This is a genomic window from Kribbella alba, from assembly GCF_039529635.1.
GTDB classification, from domain to species: Bacteria; Actinomycetota; Actinomycetes; order Propionibacteriales; family Kribbellaceae; genus Kribbella; species Kribbella alba.
Genome location: NZ_BAAANE010000004.1, coordinates 1,352,056 through 1,378,470 on the forward strand (window position 1 = coordinate 1,352,056; position 26,415 = coordinate 1,378,470).

Annotated in this window: 21 protein-coding genes and 1 pseudogene; 12 read left to right on the forward strand and 10 right to left on the reverse strand. The window is 68.3% G+C overall.

From position 1 onward, the window contains the following. Positions 1–469 precede the first annotated feature (469 nt). Positions 470–3,139, reverse strand: coding sequence for a patatin-like phospholipase domain-containing protein (locus tag ABD210_RS13285; RefSeq protein ID WP_344111500.1), 2,670 nt, complete (start codon positions 3,137–3,139; stop codon positions 470–472). Between the two features lie 197 nt (positions 3,140–3,336). Between ABD210_RS13285 and ABD210_RS13290 the strand changes: the two genes are divergently transcribed. Further along, positions 3,337–4,179 (forward strand): hypothetical protein, encoded by an 843-nt coding sequence (locus ABD210_RS13290; RefSeq protein WP_344111501.1) that lies wholly within the window; start codon positions 3,337–3,339, stop codon positions 4,177–4,179. Positions 4,180–4,375: 196 nt separating this feature from the next. Here the strand turns inward: ABD210_RS13290 and ABD210_RS13295 are convergent, their stop codons facing one another. Further along, on the reverse strand, positions 4,376–4,651 hold the full coding sequence (locus ABD210_RS13295; protein WP_344111502.1) for a hypothetical protein: 276 nt from the start codon (positions 4,649–4,651) through the stop codon (positions 4,376–4,378). 1,031 nt (positions 4,652–5,682) lie between these two features. Here ABD210_RS13295 and ABD210_RS13300 point away from each other — a divergent pair. Then, positions 5,683–6,384, forward strand: coding sequence for a hypothetical protein (locus ABD210_RS13300; protein WP_344111504.1), 702 nt, complete (start codon positions 5,683–5,685; stop codon positions 6,382–6,384). Positions 6,385–6,495: 111 nt separating this feature from the next. Continuing rightward, positions 6,496–7,194, forward strand: coding sequence for a hypothetical protein (locus ABD210_RS13305; RefSeq protein ID WP_344111506.1), 699 nt, complete (start codon positions 6,496–6,498; stop codon positions 7,192–7,194). Positions 7,195–7,325: 131 nt separating this feature from the next. On the opposite strand, the gene ABD210_RS13310 is transcribed toward ABD210_RS13305, so the two are convergent. Further along, on the reverse strand, positions 7,326–8,990 hold the full coding sequence (locus ABD210_RS13310) for a serine/threonine-protein kinase (RefSeq protein ID WP_344111507.1): 1,665 nt from the start codon (positions 8,988–8,990) through the stop codon (positions 7,326–7,328). 61 nt (positions 8,991–9,051) lie between these two features. Here ABD210_RS13310 and ABD210_RS13315 point away from each other — a divergent pair, with 61 nt between their 5' ends. The 5 genes and pseudogenes from ABD210_RS13315 (at position 9,052) to ptsP (ending at position 14,011) form a co-directional block, all read left to right on the forward strand. Beyond that, complete coding sequence (locus ABD210_RS13315; protein WP_344111508.1) at positions 9,052–9,612, forward strand: RNA polymerase sigma factor; 561 nt, start codon at positions 9,052–9,054, stop codon at positions 9,610–9,612. A 226-nt stretch (positions 9,613–9,838) separates the two neighbouring features. Then, complete coding sequence (gene dhaK, locus ABD210_RS13320; protein WP_344111510.1) at positions 9,839–10,843, forward strand: dihydroxyacetone kinase subunit DhaK; 1,005 nt, start codon at positions 9,839–9,841, stop codon at positions 10,841–10,843. 2 nt (positions 10,844–10,845) lie between these two features. Then, positions 10,846–11,469, forward strand: coding sequence for a dihydroxyacetone kinase subunit DhaL (gene dhaL, locus ABD210_RS13325; RefSeq protein WP_344112051.1), 624 nt, complete (start codon positions 10,846–10,848; stop codon positions 11,467–11,469). A 34-nt stretch (positions 11,470–11,503) separates the two neighbouring features. Continuing rightward, a pseudogene (gene dhaM / locus ABD210_RS13330) lies at positions 11,504–11,914 on the forward strand (dihydroxyacetone kinase phosphoryl donor subunit DhaM); the annotation flags it as partial. Between the two features lie 54 nt (positions 11,915–11,968). Next, complete coding sequence (gene ptsP, locus ABD210_RS13335; protein ID WP_425552674.1) at positions 11,969–14,011, forward strand: phosphoenolpyruvate--protein phosphotransferase; 2,043 nt, start codon at positions 11,969–11,971, stop codon at positions 14,009–14,011. On the opposite strand, the gene ABD210_RS13340 is transcribed toward ptsP, so the two are convergent. The 4 genes from ABD210_RS13340 to ABD210_RS13355 all read right to left on the reverse strand — a co-directional run bounded on the left by ABD210_RS13340 (position 14,002) and on the right by ABD210_RS13355 (position 18,964). Beyond that, positions 14,002–15,783, reverse strand: coding sequence for an ABC transporter ATP-binding protein (locus ABD210_RS13340; protein ID WP_344111511.1), 1,782 nt, complete (start codon positions 15,781–15,783; stop codon positions 14,002–14,004). The genes ptsP and ABD210_RS13340 overlap by 10 nt on opposite strands. After that, complete coding sequence (locus tag ABD210_RS13345) at positions 15,780–17,630, reverse strand: ABC transporter ATP-binding protein (protein ID WP_344111512.1); 1,851 nt, start codon at positions 17,628–17,630, stop codon at positions 15,780–15,782. The genes ABD210_RS13340 and ABD210_RS13345 overlap by 4 nt, the downstream gene beginning before the upstream one ends. Positions 17,631–17,745: 115 nt before the next feature. Further along, positions 17,746–18,393 (reverse strand): cupin domain-containing protein, encoded by a 648-nt coding sequence (locus ABD210_RS13350; protein ID WP_344111513.1) that lies wholly within the window; start codon positions 18,391–18,393, stop codon positions 17,746–17,748. 37 nt (positions 18,394–18,430) lie between these two features. After that, complete coding sequence (locus tag ABD210_RS13355; RefSeq protein WP_344111515.1) at positions 18,431–18,964, reverse strand: GNAT family N-acetyltransferase; 534 nt, start codon at positions 18,962–18,964, stop codon at positions 18,431–18,433. Positions 18,965–19,080: 116 nt separating this feature from the next. Between ABD210_RS13355 and ABD210_RS13360 the strand changes: the two genes are divergently transcribed. Genes ABD210_RS13360 through ABD210_RS13375 form a run of 4 tightly spaced genes read left to right on the forward strand, consistent with a single transcriptional unit; the run spans position 19,081 to position 21,461 of the window. Further along, positions 19,081–19,356, forward strand: coding sequence for a hypothetical protein (locus ABD210_RS13360; protein ID WP_344111517.1), 276 nt, complete (start codon positions 19,081–19,083; stop codon positions 19,354–19,356). Between the two features lie 7 nt (positions 19,357–19,363). After that, on the forward strand, positions 19,364–20,851 hold the full coding sequence (locus ABD210_RS13365; RefSeq protein WP_344111518.1) for a C2 family cysteine protease: 1,488 nt from the start codon (positions 19,364–19,366) through the stop codon (positions 20,849–20,851). Between the two features lie 2 nt (positions 20,852–20,853). Continuing rightward, the gene (locus ABD210_RS13370; protein WP_344111519.1) at positions 20,854–21,105 is read left to right on the forward strand and encodes a hypothetical protein; all 252 of its coding nucleotides are present in this window, start codon (positions 20,854–20,856) and stop codon (positions 21,103–21,105) included. Continuing rightward, positions 21,102–21,461 carry a hypothetical protein gene (locus tag ABD210_RS13375; RefSeq protein WP_344111520.1) on the forward strand — a complete coding sequence of 120 codons (360 nt, stop codon included), beginning with the start codon at positions 21,102–21,104 and terminating at the stop codon, positions 21,459–21,461. Before ABD210_RS13370 ends, ABD210_RS13375 begins: the two co-directional genes overlap by 4 nt. Here ABD210_RS13375 and ABD210_RS13380 read toward each other — a convergent pair. From ABD210_RS13380 to ABD210_RS13390, 3 genes are all read right to left on the reverse strand, one after another. Next, the gene (locus ABD210_RS13380; RefSeq protein ID WP_344111521.1) at positions 21,455–21,949 is read right to left on the reverse strand and encodes a DUF1707 SHOCT-like domain-containing protein; all 495 of its coding nucleotides are present in this window, start codon (positions 21,947–21,949) and stop codon (positions 21,455–21,457) included. The two genes, ABD210_RS13375 and ABD210_RS13380, sit on opposite strands and share 7 nt — an antisense overlap. 124 nt (positions 21,950–22,073) lie before the next feature. After that, the gene (purL, locus tag ABD210_RS13385) at positions 22,074–24,347 is read right to left on the reverse strand and encodes a phosphoribosylformylglycinamidine synthase subunit PurL (protein WP_344111522.1); all 2,274 of its coding nucleotides are present in this window, start codon (positions 24,345–24,347) and stop codon (positions 22,074–22,076) included. Then, entirely contained in the window at positions 24,348–26,411 is a 2,064-nt protein-coding gene (locus ABD210_RS13390; protein ID WP_344111523.1) for a hypothetical protein, read from the reverse strand. Between the last annotated feature and the right edge of the window lie 4 nt (positions 26,412–26,415).

Genomic DNA, 26,415 nt, shown 5'->3' on the forward strand with positions numbered 1-26,415 from the left:
CTGTCGGCAGTGGCGAGCTCGAGACGACCGGCGTCGACCGCGCCATAGGCGCCGATCGGGCCGCTGGCAGGACGGCCGTGGCGATTGATCCAGAATCCCCACCCGGCCGGCGCATCGGGCCACTCCGGATCGGGTTCCCAGCCGAGCGGCGGACGCCAGGTGGCGGTCGGAGGATCAGGCCAGCTCGGTGGTGAGTTGAATCGGTGCACAGGTGGCCCTTCCGGATCCCCCAGGAGACCCGATGATCGGAAGTGTCTGACAAATCAACGACCAGCTCGACCGAACGTCACGACTAAATCTTGGTAAAGAATATTGGCCGGACCACCCGCCTGACCAGGTCACCAGGTAGTGATAAGTCCGGGACTGTCCGTGTTGATGCCGAAAGCATCCATCCGACTACTTTCCGTGCACAGCAAGGCGTTCAGGGCCTCGTTGCCGATAGCCCTCGCCTGTCAAAGGCAGCTCGCCCTCAGTCGGGCAGGTCCTCCAGGCGGGCTTTGACCCGGTGGTGATCGGTCAGGGATTCGGCGAGGACATACCCGAGGTCGCGGTAGGCCTCGAAGTCCCATTCGTCGTAGAACTGGTCACCGGTGGAGCGGCGCGGGAAGTCGTCGTGCGTGGTGGCGTACTGCTCGACGTCCCAGCCGAGGTGGCCGGCCAGGACGGCCTTGAGAAAGAAGATCTCGGTCTTGTACGGCTGCCGCCGGCCCTCCTTGAGCGGATGGGTCGCGATGCCATAGGCCCAGGACCGGTCGGCGCGGGTCTTCTGGCCGCGGATCATCGGCGCCGGGTCCATGTCGATCCGGATGCCGTGGTCCATCCGGGCCGTGGCGATCGCCTCGCCGAGTGCGTTGAACCGGTCCTCGGGATCGTTCGACGCGTCGATGACGATCACCTGGGCCGGTTCGCGGCGAAGAGCCTCGACCAGGCCCAGGTTGTCGTAGTGCCCGCCATCGGTGACGTAGATCCGCCGGTCATACATGGACGGACTGCCGATTGCCTCGCGCAACAACCGGTAGGGGCCGGGCTTGTCGATCACGCTGCCGACGTACCGGCGTACACGGGCCGCGAAGCCGGTCACCTCAGGGAAGGTGTCCTCGTCGCGGTTGTTCCAGTACGGGTTGGGCAGCCAGACGCCGAGGCGCGCGTTGAGGACGGCGAGGAGCAGGCGGACCGGGCGGGTCCGGCTGTTCACCCGGCCCGTGAGCGGACTGAGTGCGGCGCCGCTGATCGCCATCGCGGCCGGCACGGTCACCTCCCGCTTCAGCACGTCGGCCTCACGCTCGTAGTCCTCTGTGCGGCGGCGACCACCCGTCGGCAGGGAGCGGTCACCGACGATGCCGATCTGCTCGGCGTCGAAGATGAACGGAACGCAGTCGCGCTGGGTCGGCACGAAGTCCGCGTCGGCTACGTTCGCCACGCCCGCGATGACCAACTGCGGTCCACCGTCCGTCGGCTTCGCCCATTCGGAGTACCGCAGGCGGATGCTGTAATCGAGGCTGACCGCGGCACCGTTTGGTTTCCGGGTGACCAGGAACGCCCGCGACAACCGCTCGCGGTAGAAGGAATGCAGGGAGGTCCGGTTGGCATCCGTCAGCAGCTTGATCGCGATCGCGATGCTCGCCAGCACCAGCGCGACCGACCAGTCCATCTGGTAGGACCGGTCCGTGGCATATCCGCCGGTCCAGCGCAGCAGCGCGATGACGGCCGCGCCCACAATGATCGCGCTGCCCACCCAGGGCGCGAGCTTGTTCCGCGCGAAGGCGAGCAGGCGACCGCGCAGGCCTGCCTCGGACGGATCCTTGCTCTCCACCGCGAGGCCGTTCCACACCGTCCGGCCGAGGCCGATCAGCACGACCACCAGTGCTCCGAACGAGGCGACGCCCTGCTTGGTCGGGTCCACCAACGCCAGCAAGGCGGACGGCAGGCTCGGCTGGTCAGCGTTGCCGCCGGGGAGTTTCCCCAACAGATAAAGGCCACCTGGTACGCCGAGCAGCAGCACGGCGACCGGCGTACCGTAGCGCAAGGTGACTCCGCCGACAGTCGTGAGCACCTTGCGAACCGGGTCCGGCATCCGCGCCCAGCGGTCCCACACCTTCTCCAGCACGAACATCGCCGCGCTCACCGCGATCAGGAACAGCGACAAACCGACGAACCACCAGGAACCACCCGGCCGCCAGTCCACCCGGATCTCCTGGCCGGTGGCAACCACCACCTTCTGATCCGAGAGGAACCAGCCGAGCACCCAGGCGATCGCGCGCAGCATGATGCCGATCAGCAACAGGTTCACGATCACGCCGAACAACACAGACAGGGCCGCGCGGAACATCGCACGCCCACCCTGCAAGAGATATCGCGTCTGCCTGCGAAGCCGGGCCAACTCGGCCGATCCAGGAGAGAAGGGATCGGCGCAGGTCCGCCGAAGGACGTGGAAGGCGGCTGCCATGTAGCCGCCTCCACTGACGCCGATCACCGTGGACGCCTTGTCGTAGTACCCGCGTTCCCGCAGCAGTTGCAGGGCTCCGAGACAGAACGACGCGGACCGGATCCCGCCGCCCGAGCAGCAGATCACCAGTCGACCCGCATCGGGGCCGGGATCTGGCTCCCGCTCGAACGTCGCTCGAGGGCCGGGCTCGATGCCGAACAACTTGCGCCGGCCGAAGCGGCTGGTGGCGAAGAGGCAGACCGCCAGGACCAGCGAACCGGCCACCCAGAGCACCCGCATCAGCCAGGTGAGCCACCCAGTGGACAAGTCGGCACAGCCACCGGTCTGTCGGCCGAAGTCGCTCCACAGCTTGATGTCCTCGACAACGTCGAGGACCGCGGCGAGGAAGATGAGCAGCGCACCGATCCGCGCGATCGCCTGCCACAGCGGCTGTTGCAGGAAGCGCACGTATTTGTAAGCGCGATAGGCGGCATAGACATACGTGCCAATGAAGAGCACGTCGACGAGCAACGACAACCGGCCCGGGATCGCGCAGTCGAACGCGGATCCGGCGTTGTCCCGGACCGCGTCAACCATCGGCAGTTGCACCACGAACAGCACGATCGCGAGCGACAACGTGTTGGTGAACGTGCGTCGCCGGCCGATCTCCTCGATCGTCGCGTCACCCTTGGTCCCCTCGGATTCCCCCCACATCGCCCCATGATGCAGTGGAGACCAGGTTTCTGCCAGTGCACACGGCGTTGCTCAGCGCAATCGAAGGGCGCGGCCTTGGTGCGGGACGTGACTCCTCAATCCCAAAAGTTGAGGGGTGACGATCCGTGACGGCGCCCTTGACATCGGGCGGGGAACGGCGGACCTTTTAGTCAGTCGATCGGCGTCATGGGGGGACCATGGATACTGATCAGGGCACGTGGGTGCTGCGCAGGTTCAGCGAGAGCCTGCACGGCGCGACCATTCTCACCCTGCACTGCGACTCGTCCCGCCCGGGCAGATCCTTCGGCGCCGACGTAGTCGACCAACTCAGCTCCGATGGCCTGCTCGGCCACGTCCTGTGGAGCACCCGCTGTACGCCGGGCGACGTGTCGGCCGCCGTCTTCCAATCGCTGCGCGACACCGGGTTGTTCCTGGTCCGGCTGGACCTTTCTGGCATCCCGGCTGATCCGCTAAGGCTCCGCGAGTTGCTCGTCGCCGTGCAGACGTTGCGCCGTGCCGGGATTCTCGTGGAGTACGACCTGGACCTGTTCGGGCGGTCGCCTCGGTTCGCGAAGGTGCGCGAGCGGCTCGCGATGCTCCAGGTGATCGTGGCCGATGGATCAACTCCTGCGGTCTTCAGCATCCCCGCCGACGGTGCCGTTTGTTCACCATGGGTGGACACCTACCGGCGCAGGCTAGGCGAGGCATTAGAGCCTTGGCTGGGTGAGCAGGGCCTCGCGGATCAACTGGCGGAGGCGTGGACCGAGATCGTCGTCGCGGAACGACTCCTGCTCGGTCTGAGAGGCGTGGCAGCCCACCGGATCGCCTTGCAGCGGCTGACTTTGCGGATCAACACGGAGCTCCTGAACCTGGTCTCGAACAGCGCGCGAGAGTTCGAAACCGCCGGGGAGACGACTTTGCTGTCCCCTGGGGTGATCACCCCACGCGCCACCGCACTCACCGACAGCATGGTTGCCCTTCGCAACAGATTCCTCTGCAACAACGCTCCCGTTCTCCTGGCAGGCACCCTGCAGCGGTGACTGGGCCGCGTCAGCCGGCGCTAGCCCGCGGAGCTGGACCTTTGGCTGCGGAGCTGGAGCTAGGCCGCAGACCTGGAGCTCTGGCTGCGGAACTGGAGCTTTGACTGCGGAACTGGAGCTTTGACTGCGGAACTGGAGCTAGGCCGCAGAGCTGGAGCTTTGGCTGCGGAGCTGGAGCTAAGGCGCGGACTTGAAGCTAAGCCGCGGAGGTGGACCTTCGGCTGCGGAGCTGGAGCTGGGCCGCGGAGCTGGAGCTCTGGCTGATGCGGGACGGGAAGCGGCCGGTAGCGAAGTACCGGTCGAAGGCGAGAAGCTGGGCGCACGCGGCGGCGAGTGCTTCCGCCTGCGTGCGGCAGCCGTCGACGTACCAGTAGGGATCATCTGGCTGACGGTCGTCGGCATCGTCGATGTCGGCATACCAGCACTCGGCCCCCTGGCGGCAGTACTGCACCACACGAACCTTGAGCTTCATGCCGACTTCGACGTCGCCAACATCCCCCACGGTTCCAGCGGTACTCCGCCCACCGCCGCTCCTCCGTCGCGGCTCATCGACATCGGACGGGCACGGGAGAGCAGCGTCGCCCTGCCTGACCGGGTGGCTCCAGCCAGGTCATCCGCGGTTCGGGAGGTCCCGCAGCGCGCTCATTTTCCCGGGCCGCAGTCAGGCCTTCGACTTAGCCCGGCTGGTTGCTCACGACCATCAGAGAGGGTTACCCACTGACGTTGTGGGTTGCCCCATGAAAATACCGGAGGGCAACCCACAAGATCAGTGGGTAACCGTAGGTCTGGCCCCGCTGGTTGGACGCAAACTCCCGACCGACACGACCGCCTGGTACCGACCGAATCGCCCCCTCCAGCCAGTCCTGGTGACTCGGCCCGGGGGGTGCGACGGCGGCCGCCTGGGGTGTGGACGGGGTCTCCGTACCGACCGAGTCGACCCCCTCCAGTCGGGCCTCGTCGCTCAGCCGGGGTGCGACCGCGGCCAACTGGGGGTGTGGACCGGGTCTCCCGTACCGACCGACAGGTAGTAGCCGGCCCGATCGCGTCACCAGGGCCATGCTTCCGGCGGTCGCGTGGCTTGGGGATGGACTACTTCCTGTCGGTCGGTACACCGCAGCCGCGAAGACGCCGAGCCGGGGGGACCTGTAGACGAGGCCGGGGACCTGTAGACGAGGCCGGGACGTGGCGTCGATGCTGGTCGTCGCCGGCCCGGCGAATCACTGGTCAGGCCGGCGGCCGCAGGCTAAGGCGCCACTGATGCGACGGTTCTCCTGAGGTCGGAGCAAGACAAGGCTCCAGAAAATATCGCCGATTGACGTGAACTAGACGTAACGGAGTGTTATTTTCCTCAACTTGGGCACGCTACGGACGGATGTGGAGGGAGTGTCAATAGCTCCGTGGCCCTGTCTTGAAAGGATTCAGTGCGGTGACCTACATTCCCGCCTGAGAAGATGGCCGGGTGTTGACTGAGGACCAACTCCTGGGCCGGGGACCGGTGGACGAGTGAAAGCTCCGATCCTGGTGAGCGGCGTGCTGCTGCTCGGCGTGCTGGGTGGTGTCGGCGGCTACGTAGGCGGCGCATGGCTCGAGCAGCCGTCTCCTGTCGACGAGGTTGCAGCGGCCGCGCCACTGGCCGGCTTCCCAACGCAGGAGCCGCTGCCCCGCAAGACGCCCGAGCCGAACACGCTGGCCGGCCTGAAGGCCGACGAGTTGACCTTCCGCACGCAGAGCTTCACAGTCCGGGCTGACTCCGGGGCATCGCTCCGGCTGTCGATCAGGATGGCGCGGGGCTGGCAGTTGACCAGGGACCCGAAGGCACCGCGCGAAGTGAAGTTCCTCGATCCGCTGAAGGAACGCGGCGTCCGGGTCGAGTCGGGACTCGCGCCGAAGCAGTCCACGACCGACTCGATGCACGAGTTGGTGAACAACCTGAAGTCGAGCCAGGCCTACGAGAACGATCTGCGGATCCTGTCGCAGACCGACAGCCAGGTGACCGGCGTGGACGGCCAACCGCGCACGGTGTCGACGCTGACCTACACCTACATCCCGATCAAGACCCGGCGGTATGTGGTCGTCCGCTGGGTGGCGACCGGCGGCGACGACACGGCCACCGTCGAGATGAGCGTCACCGGCCTGCCGCAGGATGCCGCCGGGCTCGCGCCCGTGCTCGCCGAGGCGACCAAGTCGGTACAACTGAAGGACTGACCCGGGCTGCCGGTTGGTGCTGATCGCGACACCGTGCGGCAGGCAACGAACCTTTCGCCGGTTTACGGTGTCCAAGGACTTATCGGGGCGGACCGGGGAGGAGGGGTGGTCGTGTCGATGGTAGGACGCGCTCTACTCGGTTCCGGATTGCTCGCGGTCACCCTGCTCGGCGGAGCGGGGGGCTACGGCATCGGCTGGCTGACCAGTTCGGTGGCGTCAGACTCGACCGGCAACGCCGCGCCGCTAACGGCCGCCAGCCCGTCGACGCCACCGTCCTCACCGATCGAGCCGCCGAAGACACCCAGGCCGGACGACTCGCCACCGCTGCTGGCCGAGAATCTCACCTACCGGACCCGCGCGTTCTTCGCGGAGAGCACGGTCCGCTCCAGAGTCACGCTGAAGGTGCCCGGAAACTGGAAGATGACCCAGCCGGATCCGCAGGACGAGGCCAGGTTCACCGATCCGACCGGGAAGCGCTGGATCCGGATCGAGGCCGGCTTCACCATCACCCGGCCGCCGGCGGACTCGATGGCCGCCAGAATCGCGCTGCTGAAATCGGTCCCGTCCAGCCAGGCGCTCAAAATCCTCTCCCAACAGGTCGACCCGAAGGCGCGGACCGCGACGCTGACCTACACCTACGTCCCGGACCTGACTCTGCGCTATGTGGTCGTGCGGTGGGCCGCGCTGGACTCCAGCGGGAACGTCGCGGTCGAGATGAGCTCCACCGGCCTTTCCCAGGACCGAGCCGCCGTCGACGCCGTCCTCGACCATGCCACCACCAGCGTCACCCGCGACGACTCCTCCCAGTAGTTGCCTCCAGCACCCAGCTTGAGCTCAGCGCGGCCAGATGATGCGGAAGACCGTCGAGCGGAGCCGGTAGAAACGGCGCCGGCTGGACTGGACCAGGGCAGGTGACGGCCGGAGCCGTTCAGCGACAATCCTCATGGGTTCGCGGGCCCGTTGTAAGAGACCGAGTTGGCCACCACGATGGCCTGGGCACGGTCGGAATCGGGCACCTGGACCTGCACGAGTAGCATCAAGCCGGTCGACGACAATGTCACACGCTGCAGCATAGTGCTGCCGCCGGCGCAGCCCGACGAGAGCCTCTCCAGCGTCTGGGTGCCGTCGCGCTGGCTCTCTGTGACTGGCCCGACACTGTCGCAGCCGTACGGGTCGGCGCTGGGCAGCACCTTGTGGAGGTCGCCGACATTCGGCATCGCGCCCACGAACACGCCGGGCGTCTGCCGACCGGCGGTGGTCCAACCCTCGTCCTTGCTCACCCGGATCGCCGGCTGGTCCGAAGTACTTCCCGGCGGGCGCCAGGTCGATTGGACGACCACGCCGGCCATGGAGTTCGGGACCCGCAGGCTGAAGTCAGTCCGGATGATGTCGACCAACTGCCGCGCTCCGAGGTACCGCTGCAGGCCGAATCCCGCCCCGCCGCCCAGGACGAGCGCGAGCATAGCGGCGACCAGCCACCGCCTCCGCCGCCGCCTGAGGCGCCAGGCGGAACCAGCGGTCTTCCAAGCCTCCGCCTCCGCACCTCCTGTTTTTGAGTCGTCCGCGGGCGCCGCGATGGACGCGGCTGCGATGCCGTCAGACGCTCCCGCCGGCGCGGCCAGCGCGGGTTTTGTCTCGCTGGGGGTGCCTGACGGGGTCTTGACGATGGTCGGCGCGTTCGAGTCGCTCAGGGCGGTCTTCTCGCCGGACCGCTCGGGCGCCACGGTCGCCGCATCGCTCACGGCGCCGGCGGCCGGGGCGGTCGCGACCGCCGAGGAGACGAAGTCGTGGGTGGTCTCGTCGAGGGCGCCGACGAGTTCGCGGGTGAAGGAGACCACGTCAGGCCATCGCTTCTCGCGATCCGGCTCCAGGGCCCGGACGATCGCCGCGTCCACCCGGTCGGGCACATCGAAGCCGAGCGAACTCGGTGGCGGCGCCGCCTCAACCCGTCCGGCGGCGCCCAGGCCGTCGACCTGGTGCGGGGAACGACCTGTCAGCGCGGCGTACGCGACCGCTCCCAGCGAGTACTGGTCCGCGCGTTCGTCCAGCCGCTCGCCCATCGCCTGCTCCGGCGCGACGTACGACGGGGTCCCGCCGGGCATGGTGATCCGGGAGACCTCGTCCAGGGATTTGCCCAGGCCCAGGTCGGACAGGACCGCCCGCTCGCCCTCGTCGGTGCTCCGGAAGAGCACGTTGGCCGGTTTCACGTCCCGGTGAAGCAGCCCGCGGCGGTGCAGCGCCTGAAGTCCGCGGCCGACCTGGACGACCACCCCGACCGCTGCCTCGAGGCCCAGCGGCTCCTTCTTCAGGCGATCCGCCAGCGTGCCGCGGTCGGCATACGTGAGCACCAGGAACGGGCGCCCGTCCTCCAGTTCGCCGACGTCGTGCACCTGGACGATGTGCTCGGACTCGACCCGGCGCAGGAACCGGCCCTCCTCGAGGAACCGGCGGCGTACCGAGTCGTCATGGGCCCAGTTGTCGGCCAGCACCTTGACCGCGACCTCGGCATCCAGTTGCTCGTCGTACGCGAGCCACACCGTCGCGAAACCGCCTGAGCCCAGGCGTCGGCGCACGACATACCGGCCTAGTCTGGATGGGACCCCCATACAAGGCATTATGGAGCACTCGGAGTCCCACGCCCGGGGACCGATGACAACGAAGGCGCAGATGAGCGAAAGCAGCGGTCCGACCGACGAGCTCGGAGTCCTGGCCGAGCGTGCCGCCGGCGGTGACAAGAACGCGATGGACGACCTGTTGAGGCTGGTCCACCCTCGCGTCCTGCGGATCTGCCGCAGCGTGCTGCCGTACTCAGCGGACGCCGAGGACGCGGCCCAGGAAGCCCTGCTCAACATCGCCACCAAGATCCACACGTACTCCGGCCGGAGCAGCTTCTCCACCTGGGTCCACTCGGTCGCGGCGAACTCGGCCCGGTCGACGTACCGCAAGCTGAAGCGCAGCGCCCAGGCCGCGCACAACCCCGAGCAGCTGGAACGGCCCGACCCGCGCACCACCAGCGTGATCGCGGGCACCCGCCTGGACCTGCTGGAGGCGCTGGAGACGCTCGAGCGCGACCGCCCGCAGATGGTCACCCCGCTGGTACTGCGGGACGTGTACGGCCTGTCCTACGAGGAGATCGCGGCCGAGGTCGGAGCCCCGCTCGGCACCATCAAGTCCCGGATCCACGACGCCCGCGAGGTCGTCCGCCCACTCCTGAGGCCCAAGGACTGAACCTGCTCCAGGGGTCCCGGTCGCCTTGTTCACCGATCCAGGCAGCTCCGGTCGGCACGTCGCCGTGGCCACGACCCAGCCGACCTGACAGGTACGCCGTACGCCGGGGCGGGCCAGCACGTCGTACGCCACGGCCCGAGCCGCCGGTACGTCGTCCGCCGGGGTCCGGGGACCGGGCGGTTGCTGGGGGCTCCCGCGGGGGCGTTCGGTGTGCTCAGATGGGGGCATGAAGAAGCTCATCAACGACCCTGCTGATGTTGTGAGTGAAGCACTGCGGGGGATGGAGGCGGCGCACCCGGACCACATCCGGGTCGACCACGAGAACCGGATCGTCTATCGCAAGGACGCGCCCAGGCCCGGCAAGGTCGGGCTGATCTCGGGTGGCGGTTCCGGCCACGAGCCCATGCACGGCGGGTTCGTCGGTCTCGGCATGCTGGATGCCGCCTGCGCGGGTGAGGTGTTCACCTCACCGGTGCCCGACCAGATGATGGCCGCGACCAAGGAGGTCGACGCCGGCGCGGGTGTGCTGCACATCGTCAAGAACTACACCGGCGACGTGATGAACTTCGAGATGGCCGCCGAGCTCGCTGCCGCCGACGCGGGCGTCGAGGTCCTCTCGGTGGTGACCGACGACGATGTGGCCGTCCAGGACAGCCTTTACACCGCCGGTCGCCGGGGTGTCGGCGTCACCGTGCTGCTGGAGAAGATCGTCGGCGCAGCCGCGGAGGAAGGCCGGCCGCTACAGGAGGTCGCCGACCTCGCCAAGCGGGTCAACGACCAGGGTCGCAGCATGGGCATGGCGCTCACGTCCTGCACTGTCCCAGCCGCGGGCAAGCCGACGTTCGAGCTGGCCGAGAGCGAGATGGAGGTCGGCATCGGCATCCACGGCGAGCCCGGTCGCCGGCGATTGCCGTTGGCGCCGGCCAAGGAGATCGCCGCGATGCTGGTCGATCCTGTGCTCAGCGATCTTCCTTATCAGCAAGGCGATACGGTGATTGCCTTCGTCAACGGGATGGGCGGGACACCGCTGATCGAGCTGTACGTGATGTACAACGAGGTCCGGCAGCTGCTGGATCGCGCGGGCATCACGGTGGCACGGTCGCTGGTCGGCAACTACATCACCTCGCTGGAGATGGCCGGTTGCTCGGTCACCTTGCTGAAGGTGGACGACGAACTGGTACGTCTGTGGGACGCGCCGGTGAACACCCCGGGCCTACGCTGGGGCGCGTGAGCATGGCGGACGTCGAGGCATTCGGTGACTGGTTGCGGGACCTGGCGAAGACGCTGCACGACAACTCGGCGTACCTGACCGAGCTCGACTCGGCGATCGGGGACGCGGACCACGGCGCGAACATGGACCGCGGCTTCCAGGCGGTCGTCGCGGTGCTGGACGAGAGCTCGTTCGAGACAGTCGACGAACTGCTCAAGAAGGCGGGCATGACGCTGGTCAGCAAGGTCGGCGGGGCGAGCGGGCCGCTGTACGGCACGTTCTTCCTCCGCTTCGGGACCGCACTGGCCGGCGCCGAGATCACACCGGCCACCGTCGGCGAGGCGCTGAAGGCGGGCGTCGGCGGCATCCTGGCCCGCGGCAAGGCCGAGCTCGGTGACAAGACCATGTACGACGCCTGGGCGCCGGCGCTCGACGCGTACGACGAGGCGGTGGCGGGTGGTTCCGACCTCGCCGGGGCGCTCGGCGCCGCCGCCGAAGCCGCCGCGAAGGGTCGAGACGCGACAACGCCGCTGGTCGCTCGCAAGGGGCGGGCAAGCTATCTCGGCGAACGCAGCGCAGGCCACCAGGACCCAGGCGCAACCAGCACCACGCTGGTGCTGGAATCAGCCGCCCGAACCCTGGCATGAGCCCAGTCGGCCACTGGACTGGGATGGTTCTCCATTGATCGGGATCGTGGTGGTGTCGCACAGCCGCGCGCTGGCGGCAGCTGCGGTGGCGCTCGCTTCGGAAATGGTCGGCGACGACGATCGCCCCGTGATCGCGGTTGCCGCCGGGCTGGATGAGACCACCTTCGGTACCGACGCGGCGGCGGTTGCCGAGGCGATCGGGACTGCCGACAGCCCGGACGGCGTACTGGTGCTGCTCGACCTCGGGAGTGCGGTGCTGAGCGCCGAGATGGCACTGGAGTTCGTCGATCCCGAGGTCGCGGAGCGGGTTGTGCTGTCGAGCGCACCTCTGGTCGAGGGGCTCGTGGCAGCAGTCGTCACGGCGTCAACCGGCGCACCGCTCGACGCCGTGGTCGCGGAGGCCTCGCGCGGTCTCGCGGGCAAGCAGGACCATCTCGGCGATCTTCCTGCGACCGGCGACATCGACTCAACGCAACTGGCTGAAGGCAACGAGCAGGTCATTGAAGTTGCTGTTAGCAACAACCATGGTCTGCATGCCAGACCGGCCGCGAAGTTGGTCGCACTGGTTCAGCGGTACGACGCGGCCGTCACGCTGACGGATGTCGACACCGGACGCGGCCCGGTCAATGCAGGCAGTCTGAGCATGGTCGCCACCCTCAACGCCCAGCAGGGCCATCGCCTTCGCGTAGGCGCAACCGGCCCGCAGGCCGGCGCGGCGCTGGAGGCAGTCCGCGAACTAGCGGATCGCGCCTTCGACGACACCCCTGCAACTGCCCCTGCTCTCGGCCCGGGCGGAGGAGGAACAGCAGCAACTGCGGCCGTGGCCGGAACCAGCGCAGGAGTCGAAGCTGGGGCCGAAGCTGGCGCTGGACTCGCGGCGGGAGCCGGGGTTGCGGTTGTTCGGAAAGGCGGGTCCGGCCTTGATGTGGCAGTCGGGCCGGCTGTGGTGCTCGAGCAGAGTGTGGACCTGAGTGGCTACCTTCCCGGTGATATCGACGCTGAGCGAGCGCGGGCGAAGGAGGCGCAATGGGACGCTGAGAAGCAGCTGGCTCGGCTCCGGGATCGCACCGCTGAGCAGGTCGGAGCGGCGGAGGGTGCGATCTTCGACGCGCAGCTGGCCTTACTGGACGACGTCGTTCAGCTCGACGCGGTGTTCCGCGCGATCGCTGAGGGCACGAGTGCGCCGGAGGCCTGGACCACCGCATTGGACAAACTGGCCTCGGCTTTCGAGGGTTTGGACGATCCCTATCAGCGAGAGCGCGCACAGGACGTTCGTAGCGTGCGCGACCGGGTCCTCCGTGCCCTGACCGGGTCCACCGAGCCCGCGGAACCACCGGCGGGCGGCGTGCTCGTAGTACGGGAGCTTGACGCGGCGACGGCTGCGACGCTGGAGGCCGAGAGGATCGCGGGGGTCGCGGTTCGGGCTGCCGGGACGACCGGGCATGGCGTGATCGTCGCGCGGTCGCGGGGGATTCCGTTGATCACCGGGATCGGCGAGGTCGAGGTGCCGGCGGGGGCGTTGGTTGCCTTCGACGCACGGGCGGGGTCGTTCGTGGTCGAGCCTGCCGACGGCGGCGCTGAATTCCGTACGACGCTGCGGGAGCGCGCGGCCGAACGGGAAACCGCGTTGGCGGAGGCGGATCGGCCCGCGGTGACGGTGGATGGGACGACCATCCAGGTGTTCGCGAACGTCGGGTCGGTGCAGGATGCGCTGGACGCGTATGGGGCCGACGGGTCGGGCCTCGTTCGGACCGAGGTGCTCTTCGGCGATCGGCGGACTGCTCCGAGGGTGGAAGAGCAGGTCGAGGTGTTCCGGGCGATCGCGTCGGCGTTCGGCGGGAAGCCGATCACCATCCGGACCTGGGACATCGGTGGCGACAAGCCGCTGCCGTTCCTGCCGCAGGAGCGGGAGGCGAACCCGTTCCTGGGCGAGCGCGGGATCCGGGTGTTCCGGAAGCGTCCGGAATTGCTCCGGGATCAGCTGCGGGCGATCTCCCAGGTCGCGGCCGAGGCGCCGGTTCAGGTGATGTTCCCGATGGTGACGACCTCCGAGGAGGTTGCCTGGGCGTTGAGCGAGCTCGCCGATATCGGGGCGTCGGGATGGGACGTCAAGGTCGGCATCATGGTCGAAGTACCGGCCGCTGCGCTCCGCATCTCGTCCCTGGCCGAGGGCCTCGACTTCGTCAGCATCGGCACGAACGACCTCACGCAGTACACGACCGCCGCGGATCGCGGCAACAGTGCGGTCGCAAGCCTGGCCGACGGCCTGGATCCAGCGGTTCTCCAGCTCATCGACCGGGTTGTCCGCGGGGTTCCGCTCGGGGTCGAGGTAGCAGTCTGCGGCGACCTCGCGAGCGACCCCGACGCCGCTGTTCTCCTTGCCGGCCTGGGCATCCGCGAGCTGAGTGCCGTCGGGCCCCAGGTGCCGATCATCAAGTCCCGCCTCCGCCAGACCAGCCTGGCCGAGGCCGCGAAGACGGCCGCGCAAGCCTTGACCCTGCCCACCGCGGCTGCCGTCCGAGACCTGTTCGGTCAGCGGTAGCCTCGCGCCTGGAGGTTGTAGAGGGCGGCGTAGTGGCCGCCCTTGGCGAGCAGGTCGGGGTGACGGCCGGCCTCGACGACTCGGCCTTGGTCCAGTACGACGACCAGGTCTGCCGCGGCCACGGTGGAGAAGCGATGCGTGACGAGCAGGGTCACGGCGCCTCGTCCGACTGCCTCGCGTGCGGCAGCCGCGTACCGCTCGAACAGGTTGTGCTCGGTGGCGGCGTCGAGCGCCGAGGTGGGCTCGTCCAGGATGAGCAGCAGCGGGCGCGACCGCATCATCCCCCGGCTGATGGCAAGTCGTTGCCCTTGGCCACCAGACAGATCGACGCCACCAGCCCAGGTGGTCCCTAGCTGAGTGGACAGGCCGTCGGGCAGCGAAGGCAGGACGTCCTCGGCCGCCCCGTCGTACAGGGCCTGCCGGATCCGAGCTTCGTCTCCGAGCCGTTCCAGCTCGCCGATGCCGACGACCTCACGTGCGATGAATTCGAAGGCGGCGTAGTCCTGGAAGGCGCCCGACATGCGCGAGCGCCAAGCCGTCAGGTCGTACTCCGCCAGGTCGATGCCGTCGATCAGGATTCGCCCGCGGGTCGGCTGGTACAGGCCTGCCAGCAGCTTCACCAGGGTCGACTTGCCGGCGCCGTTCTCTCCGACGAGGGCCACCACTGAGCCGGCCGGCGCGTCCAGGGTCACGTCGGTGATCGAGTCCTTGTCCGCACCGGCGTACCGGAAGCTGACGCCCTCCAGCCGAATTCCCGACTCCAGCCGGTCCGGTGGTTCGAGCTGACCGTCATGCGCCCCGGCCACTGAGGCCGCGTGATCCCGCAGCCAAAGGAAGCGCGAGATGTAGCGCGTGACGCGAGCGACATCCTGCACGGCGAAGGAGACGATCCCGCTGACTCTCTCCAGGCCGCCGACGACGCCGAAGGCGACCACCAGTGACTGCACGGAAACAGAACCGGCCAGAGCATCGTGGGTCATCCAGGCGAGCAAGGCGATCGCTGATCCGAAGAACAGGATGGCGGTCGCCGCAGCCAGCCCGGCATTCTGCACGGATGCTCGTACGCCGGGCGCCTGCCAGGCTGTCGCCGCAGCCCGGACCCGGCGCTGGAGCTCCCGCTGCAATCCGAACACGCGGGTCTCCGCGCCCGCGCCGGCGGACGTGGTCAGGTCGATCAGATGCGCGGACAGCCGGCTCGGTGCTGCACTCTGCTCCTCGGCAACGGTGCCCCAGCGCATCGACCAGCGGGTCGCCAGCAGCCGCGGAACACCCAACGCAACAAGGATCAGCAGCCGCCAGTCGGCGGACACCGCCACGAGCAGGATGCTGACCGCATACACCAACGAGTTCGCCGTATTGATCAGCGCGTTCAGCGTGCTGCCGAGAATGCCGTCCCGGTCGCGCAGGATCTGCAAGCGGTCCAGATAGTCGGCCCTCTCGAGATGTTCCAGCGTCGGGATCCGAGCCGTGAGCTCGGCGATCTTCACGTCGAAGCTGAAGCCGACCTGCTCCATCAGCGCGACCCGGGCATTGGTGCCGATGGTCTGCAGCACGTTGTTCAGCGCGGTCGATCCGACCAGCGCCAAGCCGGCGATCAGCATCCGGCGGCTGTCGCGGTCGATCGCACCGGCAGCGAAGATGCCGATGAACAGAGGTGCGGCTGCCGTCAGCAACTTGCTCATCGTCTCGGTCAGGCTTAGCAGGGCCAGCCGTGGACTGGTCCGGACCGAGGTGGACAGGACCAGCCAGATCCCGCGCCAGTTGTCTCTCACCCGCCTGACCCCTCGTCCACCTGGGCGAACCGCTGGGCCTGCAGGGTGAACATCTCGGCGTATCGGCCGCCTGCCTGCAGCAGTTCCTCGTGACTACCGTCCTCGACGATCCCGGCACCGGGGTCGAGGACCACGATCCGGTCGGCATGCCGGACGCTCGACAGTCGGTGGCTGACCAGGATGGTCGTCACGTCCCGCGTGACCTCCAGGAAGCGGTCGAACAGCGCCGCCTCGGCTCGAACGTCCAGCGCGGCCGTGGGCTCATCCAGGATCAGTACGCCGGCGCCTGCGGATACCGCCGCCAGGGCGCGCGCGAGCGCCACCCGTTGCCACTGGCCACCGGACAGGTCCGTGCCACCCTCGTACTCCGCGGACAGAACGGTGTCCCAGCCACTCTCCAGCCGCTTGAGCAAACCGTTGCCTCCGGCATCGGATAGCGCCCGGTCCAGGATCTGCTGCTCTCCTCGTCGTGCGACCGCACCCATTCCGACGTTGTCTCGCAAGGACAGGTGATAGCGGACGAAGTCCTGAAAGATCACGGCCACTCGCCGACGGGCCGCCTGGCTTTCCGCAGGATCCGCACCGCCCACCCGGACGGCTCCCTGGTCCGGTCGGTAGAGGCCGCAGAGCAGCTTGATCACGGTGGACTTCCCCGCACCGTTGACTCCGACCATCGCGACCGACTGCCCGGCCGGGATCCGCAGGTCGAGATTTGCGACAGCCGGTTCTGTCCGGGTCGGGTATGCGAACGTGACGTCATCGAGAACCACCTCGACCGCACCGACAGACGTCGTACGGTCTTCCGGGCTCTCGTCGGCAGGGCGCGTCGGCGGCAGGCCGACCTCCTGACGGAGCCGGGTCAACTCGACGGCGGCCGCGGTGCTCTGCGCCAGAGCCAGCTGAGGATCCCCGAGGATGCCGAACGACTCGAGCGCCAACATGGCCTGGATCAAGGTGACGACCCCGGCCAGCCCCACGGTCCCTGCAACGACGTCGTGGGTCAGCAAGGCCAGGGCGCCACCGACTGCGACGGCCATCACCAGGCAGGACAAGTAGACGGGCCGCAGCCCACGCTGACGCAACGGCCAGAGCGCCGCCATCGCCGAAAGCCAGGTCGAGCGGTATCGGTCCACCACCCAGTCGGTCAGGTCGAACAGCCGGACCTCCTTGGCTGCCTCGGGCCGAACCAGCAGTCCCCGGAGGTACCGGGCCCGTCGGAGTTCGCTGGCCGAGGTCTGCAACAACTTGTCGAAGGAGGTGTTCAGCCAGGTCGCGTACGTCTTCGACATCACCACGAACGAACCGGCGATGAAGAACGGCAGCCACCAATGCCACGACATCAGTACGACGATGGCGCCGACCCCCGCGAGTCGGCGGCTCAGCACGGTCCAGGTGTTGTCCAGCCCGAAGGTGAACGTCCAATCCCTCGTCGCCTCCACGACGGCCTGCAGCCGGCCGGAGAAACCAGGCGAGTCCAGCAGTTCGATCCCTTGTGGGTGGACGCCCGTCTCGGCGACCAACTCGAACACGTGAGCGAGGTAGCCGGCGGAGGTCCTGGCCGTCACCCAGACCATCAACGCGGCAACCAGCGGACCGGTGATCAACAGAGCCGCGGTCAAGGCGAACCATCGCCAGGCATGATCCGCTGCCGGGGATCCGGCTCCGCCGCGAATCGCCTCGGGCAGCGCCCCGGCGAACTGTCCGGTCGAGATCAGCAGCAGTGTGCCGACCGCCGAATTCAGCAACGCGACCATGGCCGCCGCCACCGTCCAGCCAGGACAGGCCCGCCAGAGCAGCCGCGCATGCAGGCGATACCTCCCGAGCGTCTGCGCGAATTCCGTCAGCACGGCATCAGCTGCCGCGACGACGAACCCCGTGCACCACGCAACGTAGTACCTCCATGACCTGAGGCACTCACCTTCTCAACCCGCGATGCCGTCAGCAACGGCATTTCGCGGCCGGCTAGCTGGCGTAGTACCGCAGCTCGACGAGGTTGAAGCCGGAGGTCGGCGTGGGCTTGGCCGGGAGGGTGTGGGACTCGCCGGGGTTCAAATAGGTGACGGTCGGAGTGGCGAGGTCGAGGTCCACCACGAGCGACGGGTAGGCGCCGGTGCGCCAGGTGTAGGACGTGCCCGGTTCCGGGGTGACGTGCTGGACGCGCACGTCGGGCTCGTCGACGACCGTCTTGGTGGGGATTTCACCGACTTCCTCGAAGGCGCTCTCCGCGGGCATGCCGTCGGCAACGGTGTAAGGCTCACCCGAAGCCTCCTCGCCAAGGTCCAGGAGTTCGATCAGGCGGTTGCGGTAGGGGTCGTCGCCGTCGTTCGTGAGCATGTGAACCGGGGACACCGGGCGGTAGACCGAGCCGCCGACGGTCTCGCTGAGCTGCCGGGCCGGGCTGCCGTCGAGCCAATCCATGTGGCAGGGAGAAGTCGCCAGGCACAGCACGACGTACGGGTTGTGGTGCAGGTGCCAGGCCTGCGCCTCGCCGCCGTCGAGCGCGACCTCCCAGACCCGGACGCGGGAGTTCACGAGTAGCACGCGAGTGCCGATCTCCCCCAGCACGATCTCGGTGCCGTCGGGGGCCAGAGCGGTCGTGCCTGCGGTCATGCCGAATCTCCTCGGTTCAGGTCGGTACTGCGAAAGCTCAGTCGATGCCGCGTTCCATCGCGACCCCGCCCAGTACTACGCCGTCGGGCAATCTCAGCTCGGCGGACTCCACCTCGGTGAAGCCGAACGCCTTGTAGAGCGGGACTCCGGGCAGCGTCGCCATCAGCGCGAGCTGCGTGAACCCCTCGGCCCGCGCCGCCGTCACGCATGACGTGAGGATCGCCCGGCCGAGTCCCCGCCGGGTCCAGTCGCCGCGAACGAACATCGCGCGGATCCGGGCCGGCTCGGTCGCGGCGTCGAGCAACCGTTCGTCGGAGCCTGCCTCCGTGCCGTTGTACAGCTTGTTCCGCCGGCTCCATCCACCGCAGGCGACGATCTCCCCGGCCGCCTCGTGCACGTAGTACGTGCCGTCCTCGATCAGGGCGAGATCGAGGGCCGCGATGTGTACGGACGCGCTGGCCGTCTGCTCCGCGTCGTAGTACGCCGGGAAGAGGTCGAGCACGGAGGCCCGCATCAACCCCGCGACGGCGGGCGCATCGGCAGGCACGGCCAGGCGCTGCAAGGGGCTCATCCGGCCAACTTAATCGAGCGGCGGGATCGCCCCCTGACCGGGTTAAGGTTCTGCGGCGAACGAGAGGGGTTGACCGAGTGCGACCGTCCGAACCTGGCCCAGAGAGTCCGGAGTCGATGAAGAAACGAGCGCAGGCGCTGCGCGAAGCGGCCCGCAGGGCGAAGGCACTGGCCCCACCACTCGGGACCCACATCGACAAGGCTGTCACCTCGGCGACCGCGGACGGGGTCTGGCACGGCCCTTACGCGATCGAGTCGACCAGGTCGCTGATGCAGGATCAGAAGAACCTCCGCGAGCTCGCCGCCGACCTGGTCGTGAGCGCCGACTCCTGGATCCGTGAGGCCGAGAAGCTCGAGGCCGACGCCAAGGCCGCGGAGCCGGCCCCGAAGTGAGGATGCGATGACCTACGCGGGCTTCGACCTCCCACGCGTGCGGAAGCTGGCGGGCGAACTTCGCACCATGGCCCGCACTTCCCCCCAGCTCCACGGTGACGTCCGGAAGGTGTTGCAGGAGGCGGAGAACCACCTGAACGGCAAGCCGGCCACGACCAGCCAGCGGCTCGCGCTGGTCAACGTCAGCGTCTTCGGTATGGCCCTGTCCCCGCCGGGCAACCTCGCGGGTTCGCTGGGTGACATGGCCGGCAGCATCGATCGCCGCGCCACCCACCTGGAGAAGTGCTCGGCGCTGATGGACGAGTGCAAGGGCACTGTCGACCCGGCCCTGGTCTTCAACGACGAACCGCCGCCTGACCTGGAGAAGATCCGCAAGGCGCTTGAGGCGCTGCGCGCGATGAGGACCAAGGACACCGGGATGAACGGCAACCGCGACGACCTGCGCGCGGTGGTCGGCACGTTGAAGGGACTCACCGGGGCCGAGCTCGACCTTCTCCTCGACCAGGCCTCCCCCGAGGACCTCGCCTCGTTGCGGAACCAGATGGCGTCGAGCCACGGCGGCGGCATCTGGCCATTCGCGGACAACGGCCTGCCGGTCGGCGAGCGGGTCGACTTCGCCAGCGCTCTGCTCGCGAAGACCGGGCCGGAGAACATGGGCAAGTTCCAGACCGCGTTCCCGTGGTTGCAGCCCGGCTTCGACTCCACTGACGTCTACCTCGACAAGTTCAACGACCAGACCGGCAAGTCCACCAACGGGATGCATTACGGCACTCCGTCGGACCCGCTGTTCACCGGCAAGCCGCTGGCCGAGGACATCTACCAGGGCCAGCTCGGCGACTGCTGGTTCATCGCCTCGATGACGGCGACGGCCCAGACGAACCCGGACTTCCTTCGCCAGGGCATCAGGGAGAACCCGAACGGCACGCTGTCGGTCCGGATCTGGGACAAGGACGGCAACCAGCGCTGGGTGACGATGAACCGCGAACTGCCGCTCGACCAGAACGGCAGCCCGGTCGGCGCCCACGGCGACGGCTCCACCTGGGCGGCGTACTACGAGAAGGCATTCGCGATCGTCTACGAAGGCGACGGCGGTGGCGCACCCGACGGCAAGGGTGGTGACCCCCGGTACGACAAGGCCGAGCAGGGCAGTTATGGCGCGCTCGAGTGGGACTACAACGAGAAGGCGCCGCCCTACCTGACCGGGCACAAGTCGGAGGGGATCGGCACCGACTACGACGACGTGAAGAAGTCGTTCGACGGCGGCCACCCGGTGATCGTGGCGTCGAACAGCGACAAGAACAATGTGCCTGACAAGTGGACACAGCAGCAGAAGGACGCCTATGTCAGCCGGCACGTGTACTACGTGAAGAGCATCTCGGGCGACAAGGTCGTCCTGGGTAACCCGTGGGGTCCGGACTCGGCCACCGTCACCGTGACCAAGGACGAGTTCAAGAAGCTGTTCCAAGACGCCCAGGAACTCCAGGTGGGAGGGTGAGCATGGAAAGATGGCGGATCCGGCAGGGCATCCCCTACCGGGTGATGGACAGGGACCGGGAGCTGCTCGTCGGCCTGAACGACGTGGACGCCCGGACCGACCAGGCGCGGCTGTCGGTGCACGACGACGGCACCTGGGTGGCAGGCTTCGACCTCCGCGACGGCGACGACTGCGAGATCGCCGGCCGACGGTGGCGAGTGGTCACGGTCGTCTCGGGTCCGCGGCCGTACATCGAGCTGGAGGAGTCCTCTTGAGGCGAGTTGCAGCGGCTGTCCCGGTCCTGGTGCTCGCCCTCGCGAGCGGCTGCGGCGGCGGCAACGACAAGACCAACTCGGCCCCACCGCCGGCGACCTGCACCGGCACGGACACGCCGGGCACGACGCACGTGCTGCAGTCGGGGCCCGTGACCCTCCCGGGCGGAGGCCGGGCCGTCCTGAACTCGGCGCACCTCGACGCCACCCCGCCGACTGCCGAGCTGTCGCTGCTCGGTGTGGATCCGGCGGAGCGCACGGCGGCGGAGGTGAAGGTCGGCGACGCAGTAACGGTCAAGGCCAAGAAGTACGCCGTGATGCAGATCTGCACCGACCACGTGCAACTGCAGGCTCAGTAACCCGACGGTCCGGACCGGCGCGGACCGCTGCGGCCGGAGGCCCAGCGCCAGGTGAAGAAGACGAGCGCGAGCGACGGGATGCCGAAGATCGCGGCGGCGATCTCGCGGCCGAACAGCAGGAACACCAAGCCCGTCAGGAAGAACGGCAACGCCATCCAGACGGCACCTGCGAAGGCGGCCCACCTCCAGCGACCCGGCTTGCGAGGCGGCGCATACAGACGCGGCGCGGGCAGGCCGGAGAAGGCCGGACCGAGGTCGCCATGCGTGACCGCGTTGTGCACGAGGTCGACCCGTTGATGCAGCTCGGCCTCGTCGAGCCGGCCGATCGCGAACTGCTCGGAGAGTTCGTCGGTGCAGATCCGGCGTTCCTCGTCGGTGAGCCGCACCGGCTGCATCCGCCGGCGCGCGGCAGCGACCCGCGCCTCCTGACCGGCGGCGGCTGCCAGCCCGGCCAGGTTCGCCAGATTCGCCTTCGACTTGTCGACCATCGATGCTCCCCACTCGCCTCCCCCCGAGTGTGCCAGACCCGCCCCAATCCCGTTGCGTCCGAAGAGCGGGAGGGCAGGACCCCCACTTCTTCGGACGCAAGCAATCGGAAGGGGCGGCGGCGGGTCAGCTGAGGGCGGCAGGGAGGGTAGCGGTCCAGGCGGTGCGCAGGTCGGTGAGGGGGATCTCGAACTGGTCCTGGACGTCGAGGGACTCGCCCGTGATGACACCGATCTTGGTGTGCGGGAAGCGGCGGGCCGTGCACATGTCGGTGAACCGGACCTCCTCGGTCCGCGGTACTGCGACCACCGCGCGCCCGGCCGACTCCGCGAACAGGAACAGGAACGGGTCCAGCCCGTCCGGCGCCCACACGCGAGCCCCGACACCACCGCGCAGCGCCGACTCGACCAGCACCTGCGCGACACCACCGTCACTGACGTCGTGCGCGGCGTCGATCAGCCCGTCGCGCGACGCGTTGATCAGGATGTCCGCGAGCTGCGCCTCGGCGGCAAGGTCCACCGCCGGCGGCCGTCCGCCCAGGTGCCCGTGGATCACGTGCGCCCATTCCGAGCCCGACAGCTCCTCCTCGGTGTCGCCGAGCAGGTAGAGCTGGTGGCCCTCCATCTCGGCGGTGAAACCGATCGGGGTCCGCCGGGTCACGTCGTCGATGACACCCAGTACGCCGACTACGGGCGTCGGCAGGATCGGGGTTTCACCGGTCTGGTTGTAGAACGACACGTTGCCACCGGTGACGGGGATCCCCAGCTCGATGCAGCCGTCCACCAGACCGCGGATCGCCTCGGAGAACTGCCACATCACGCCCGGATCCTCCGGCGAGCCGAAGTTCAGGCAGTCGGTCACGGCGGCCGGGCGAGCGCCAGTGGTCGCGACGTTGCGGTAGGACTCGGCCAGCGCGAGCTTGGCGCCCGTGTACGGGTCGAGTTTCGCGAACCGCCCGTTGCAGTCGGTGGAGACGGCGACGCCGAGGCCGCTCGTCTCGTCGACCCGGATCATGCCGCTGTCCTCGGGCTGCGCGAGCACCGAGTTGCCCAGCACGTACCGGTCGTACTGGTCGGTCACCCAGGACTTGTCGCACAGGTTCGGCGAGGCGATCAGCTTCAGCAGCGTGTCCCGCAGCTCCTCGCCAGTGGTTGCCCGTGGCAACTTTTCGGCACCGTCGGCCTGCAACTCGTCCTGCCAGGCCGGGCGTCCGATCGCGCGCTCGTAGACGGGCCCCTCGTGCGCGACGGTCCGCGGCGGTACGTCGACGACGCGCTCGCCGTGCCAGTCGATCTGCAGCCGGCCGGTGTCCGTCACCTCGCCGATCACGTCGGCCTGGACATCCCATTTCTCGCAGATCTTCAAGAAGCGGTCCACGTTCTCAGGAGTGACGACAGCCATCATCCGCTCCTGCGACTCGCTCATCAGAATCTCTTCCGGAGCAAGCGAAGCGTCCCGCAGCGGCACCTTGTCGAGCGAGACGTACATGCCGCCGTCACCCGCACTGGCCAGCTCCGAGGTCGCGCAGGACAGCCCGGCGCCACCGAGGTCCTGGATGCCCTCGACGATCCGGGCGGCGAACAGCTCGAGGGTGCACTCGATCAGCAGCTTCTCCATGAAGGGGTCGCCGACCTGGACCGCCGGCCGCTTGGTCGGGCCGCCTTCGGCGAAGGTCTCGCTGGCGAGCACCGAGACGCCACCGATCCCGTCGCCGCCCGTCTTCGCGCCGTACAGGATGATCTGGTTGCCGATACCCGTGGCGTTCGCAAGGTGCAGGTCCTCGTGCCGCATCACCCCGACGCAGAGCGCGTTCACCAGCGGGTTGCCCAGGTACGTGGGGTCGAAGACGACCTCGCCGCCGATGTTCGGCAGGCCCAGGCTGTTGCCGTAGCCGCCGACGCCGGACACGATCCCCGGCAGCACGCGCTTGGTGTCGGGAGCGTCCAGCGGGCCGAACCGCAGCGGGTCCATCACCGCGACCGGCCGCGCGCCCATCGCCAGGATGTCGCGGACGATGCCGCCGACCCCGGTGGCCGCACCCTGGTAGGGCTCCACGTACGACGGGTGGTTGTGCGACTCGACCTTGAACGTGACGGCGTATCCCTCGCCGATGTCGATCACGCCGGCGTTCTCCCCGATGCCGGCCAGCATCTTGCCGGCCGGGGTCTCCTGCGGGATGTCGCCGAACTTCTTCAGGTGCACCTTGGACGACTTGTACGAGCAGTGCTCGCTCCACATCACCGAATACATCGCCAGCTCGCAACTGGTCGGCCGCCGGTCCAGGATGTCGCGGATCCGCTCGTACTCGTCCGGCTTCAGCCCGAGCTCCGCCCACGGCTGCTCGACGTCCGGCGTGCTGGTCGCGTTGCTGACCGTGTCGGTTCTGTGGTCGGTCGACACTTATGACTCCTGAACTAGGTGGGACTCGGGTAAAACGGTAGCTGGCCGGTCATCGGCACCGGCGGCGAGCAGGTGTGCGACCAGCAGGGGGACGGCGAAGCCGGCCATGATCGCGGGCAGGGCGACACCCGCGTCGTTGAGGAGCATGCCGACCAGACCGCAGGTTGCCAGAGCCAGCAGAGTCGGGCGAACCATCGGCTTGCCCACATAGAACCGACGGTAGGACTCGGAAGGCACCTTGTCAGGCCTGACCGTGGCAAGCATGGACAGCACGACAGCGACGAGCATCGCCCAGCCGGCCGGAGTGTGGAAGAAGCCCAGCGACATCTGCAGCTTGCGGATCAGCACGTCGTTCACGTCACCGTCCAGCAGCCGGGCCACGAAGGTGCCGAAGTGGCTGCGCTCGTCCTCTGGCCGCAAGTAGTCGAGATAGGCCACCGCAGACACAGCGACGAACCCGGCAAGACCGATGCCTACCAGCGCCTTCCAGGAGATGTTGCCGCGCCAGGTAAACCAGGCCAGGAGCAGGACTGCTGGGGTCAGTGCGATGATGCCGCCGAAGTCGGTTCCCCAACCTGGCTTGCCGTCCACAACGATCGCCAGCCCGCCGACAACCAGTACCGCGGCTGCCGCCTCGACCCTGCTTCGGTCCAGCACCTTCTGCGCGGCGAAGCCAGCCATGACGAGTGCGGCGACCGCCAGCGTGGCGAAGGTGGAGTTCCCGAAGCCGTAGAACCGGCCGCCGATCACAGGGCCGTCCGTGAACATGCTGCCGAACTGCAGCGGCGTCCCCAGCACTCCGTCGACGAGCAGAATCACGTACGCCGCCGCAAGGATCCCCAGGTACGCGTGCTTCTTGAGGAGCCGCTGAGCCAGTCCGGCGAATCCCGCGCTGATCGCGAGCACTACGCAGTACAAGGAGAATCCGGGCGACGGCCAACGCCACCAGGACGTCGCCGTGGACAGGAACACCGCGATGAAGAACCCGCCTTGCGCCAGCATCGTGAACACACTCGTACTGCGGGCTCGCCGGCTGCGGGTGATCAGGAACCAGCCGAGCGCGGCGAGCTGCGCCACCACCAAGGTGGTCACCACCGCCACCAGCATGGGCCGGGGTTGTTCGAACCGCTGGTTCGTGTCGAGCCGGTCCTCGATCACCGCTGCCGCGTCGGTGTGCACGTCACCCGTGGAGGTGATCTCGTTGCCATCCAGGGGTCCCGGCTCCTCGCTGCCGGCCGGGTCGATCTCCTTGGCCTGACCGCGCAGGATCGTGGCGGTGACGTCGGTCAACTGGATCAGGCCGGGCCTGCGGGTGGAGTCGCTGGTCAGCCAGCGCGGGCCGTTGTCCGGCGGGAGTTGCATCGCGACCAGCGGCTCCTGGTGCGCGTCGGCAGTCTCCTGGGCGATGCCGACGAGCAGGACCCAACCGTCGGCCGCCCTGGCCTGGGCAACCAGCTCCGCGACCTTCTTGCGAGCCTCGTCCCGGCCCTCGCTCAGGGGCATCACGCCGCCGTCGACGATCGCGTCAGGGCAGGCTGCGAGCTTCGAGGAGTCGAACGTGGGCTGCCAGTTCGCGACCGTGCCGTCGGTGTGAGCAAGTGCGACTGCCGCACCCTGGCCGAAGCCGCAGATCTTGCTGTTGGTCTCGGCGAGGCGGCCGAGCGGTGCTCCGGTGTGGTGCTCGGCCTGTCGGTTGACGTACGTCTGCCAGCCCTGCACCTTGCCGTCGACCAGCCCGGGGAGTTCCCCGCAGGGTTGATCGGGGACGCTCCCCCAGGCCCGGGTGCCCGCGCTGATCGTCAGCCAGCCGTCGACGGGACAGGTGTGCGGACCGGCCGTCTTGACCGTGATCGACCCGACGTTGGACTGGTTCACCAGCGCGGTGAGCTCCGGGGACGCCTTCACGTCGGACCAACGGAGCCCGGGTACACCGATCACGACGACCTTCGCCAGCAGACTCTGATCCACCTGCGGCAGGGCGTTCGCAGTACCGGCAGGCGCGGCATGCGCAGCACCGGAGGCCGGCGCGGTGTTCGCAGTACCGGCTGCTGCACCGACAGCCACGAAT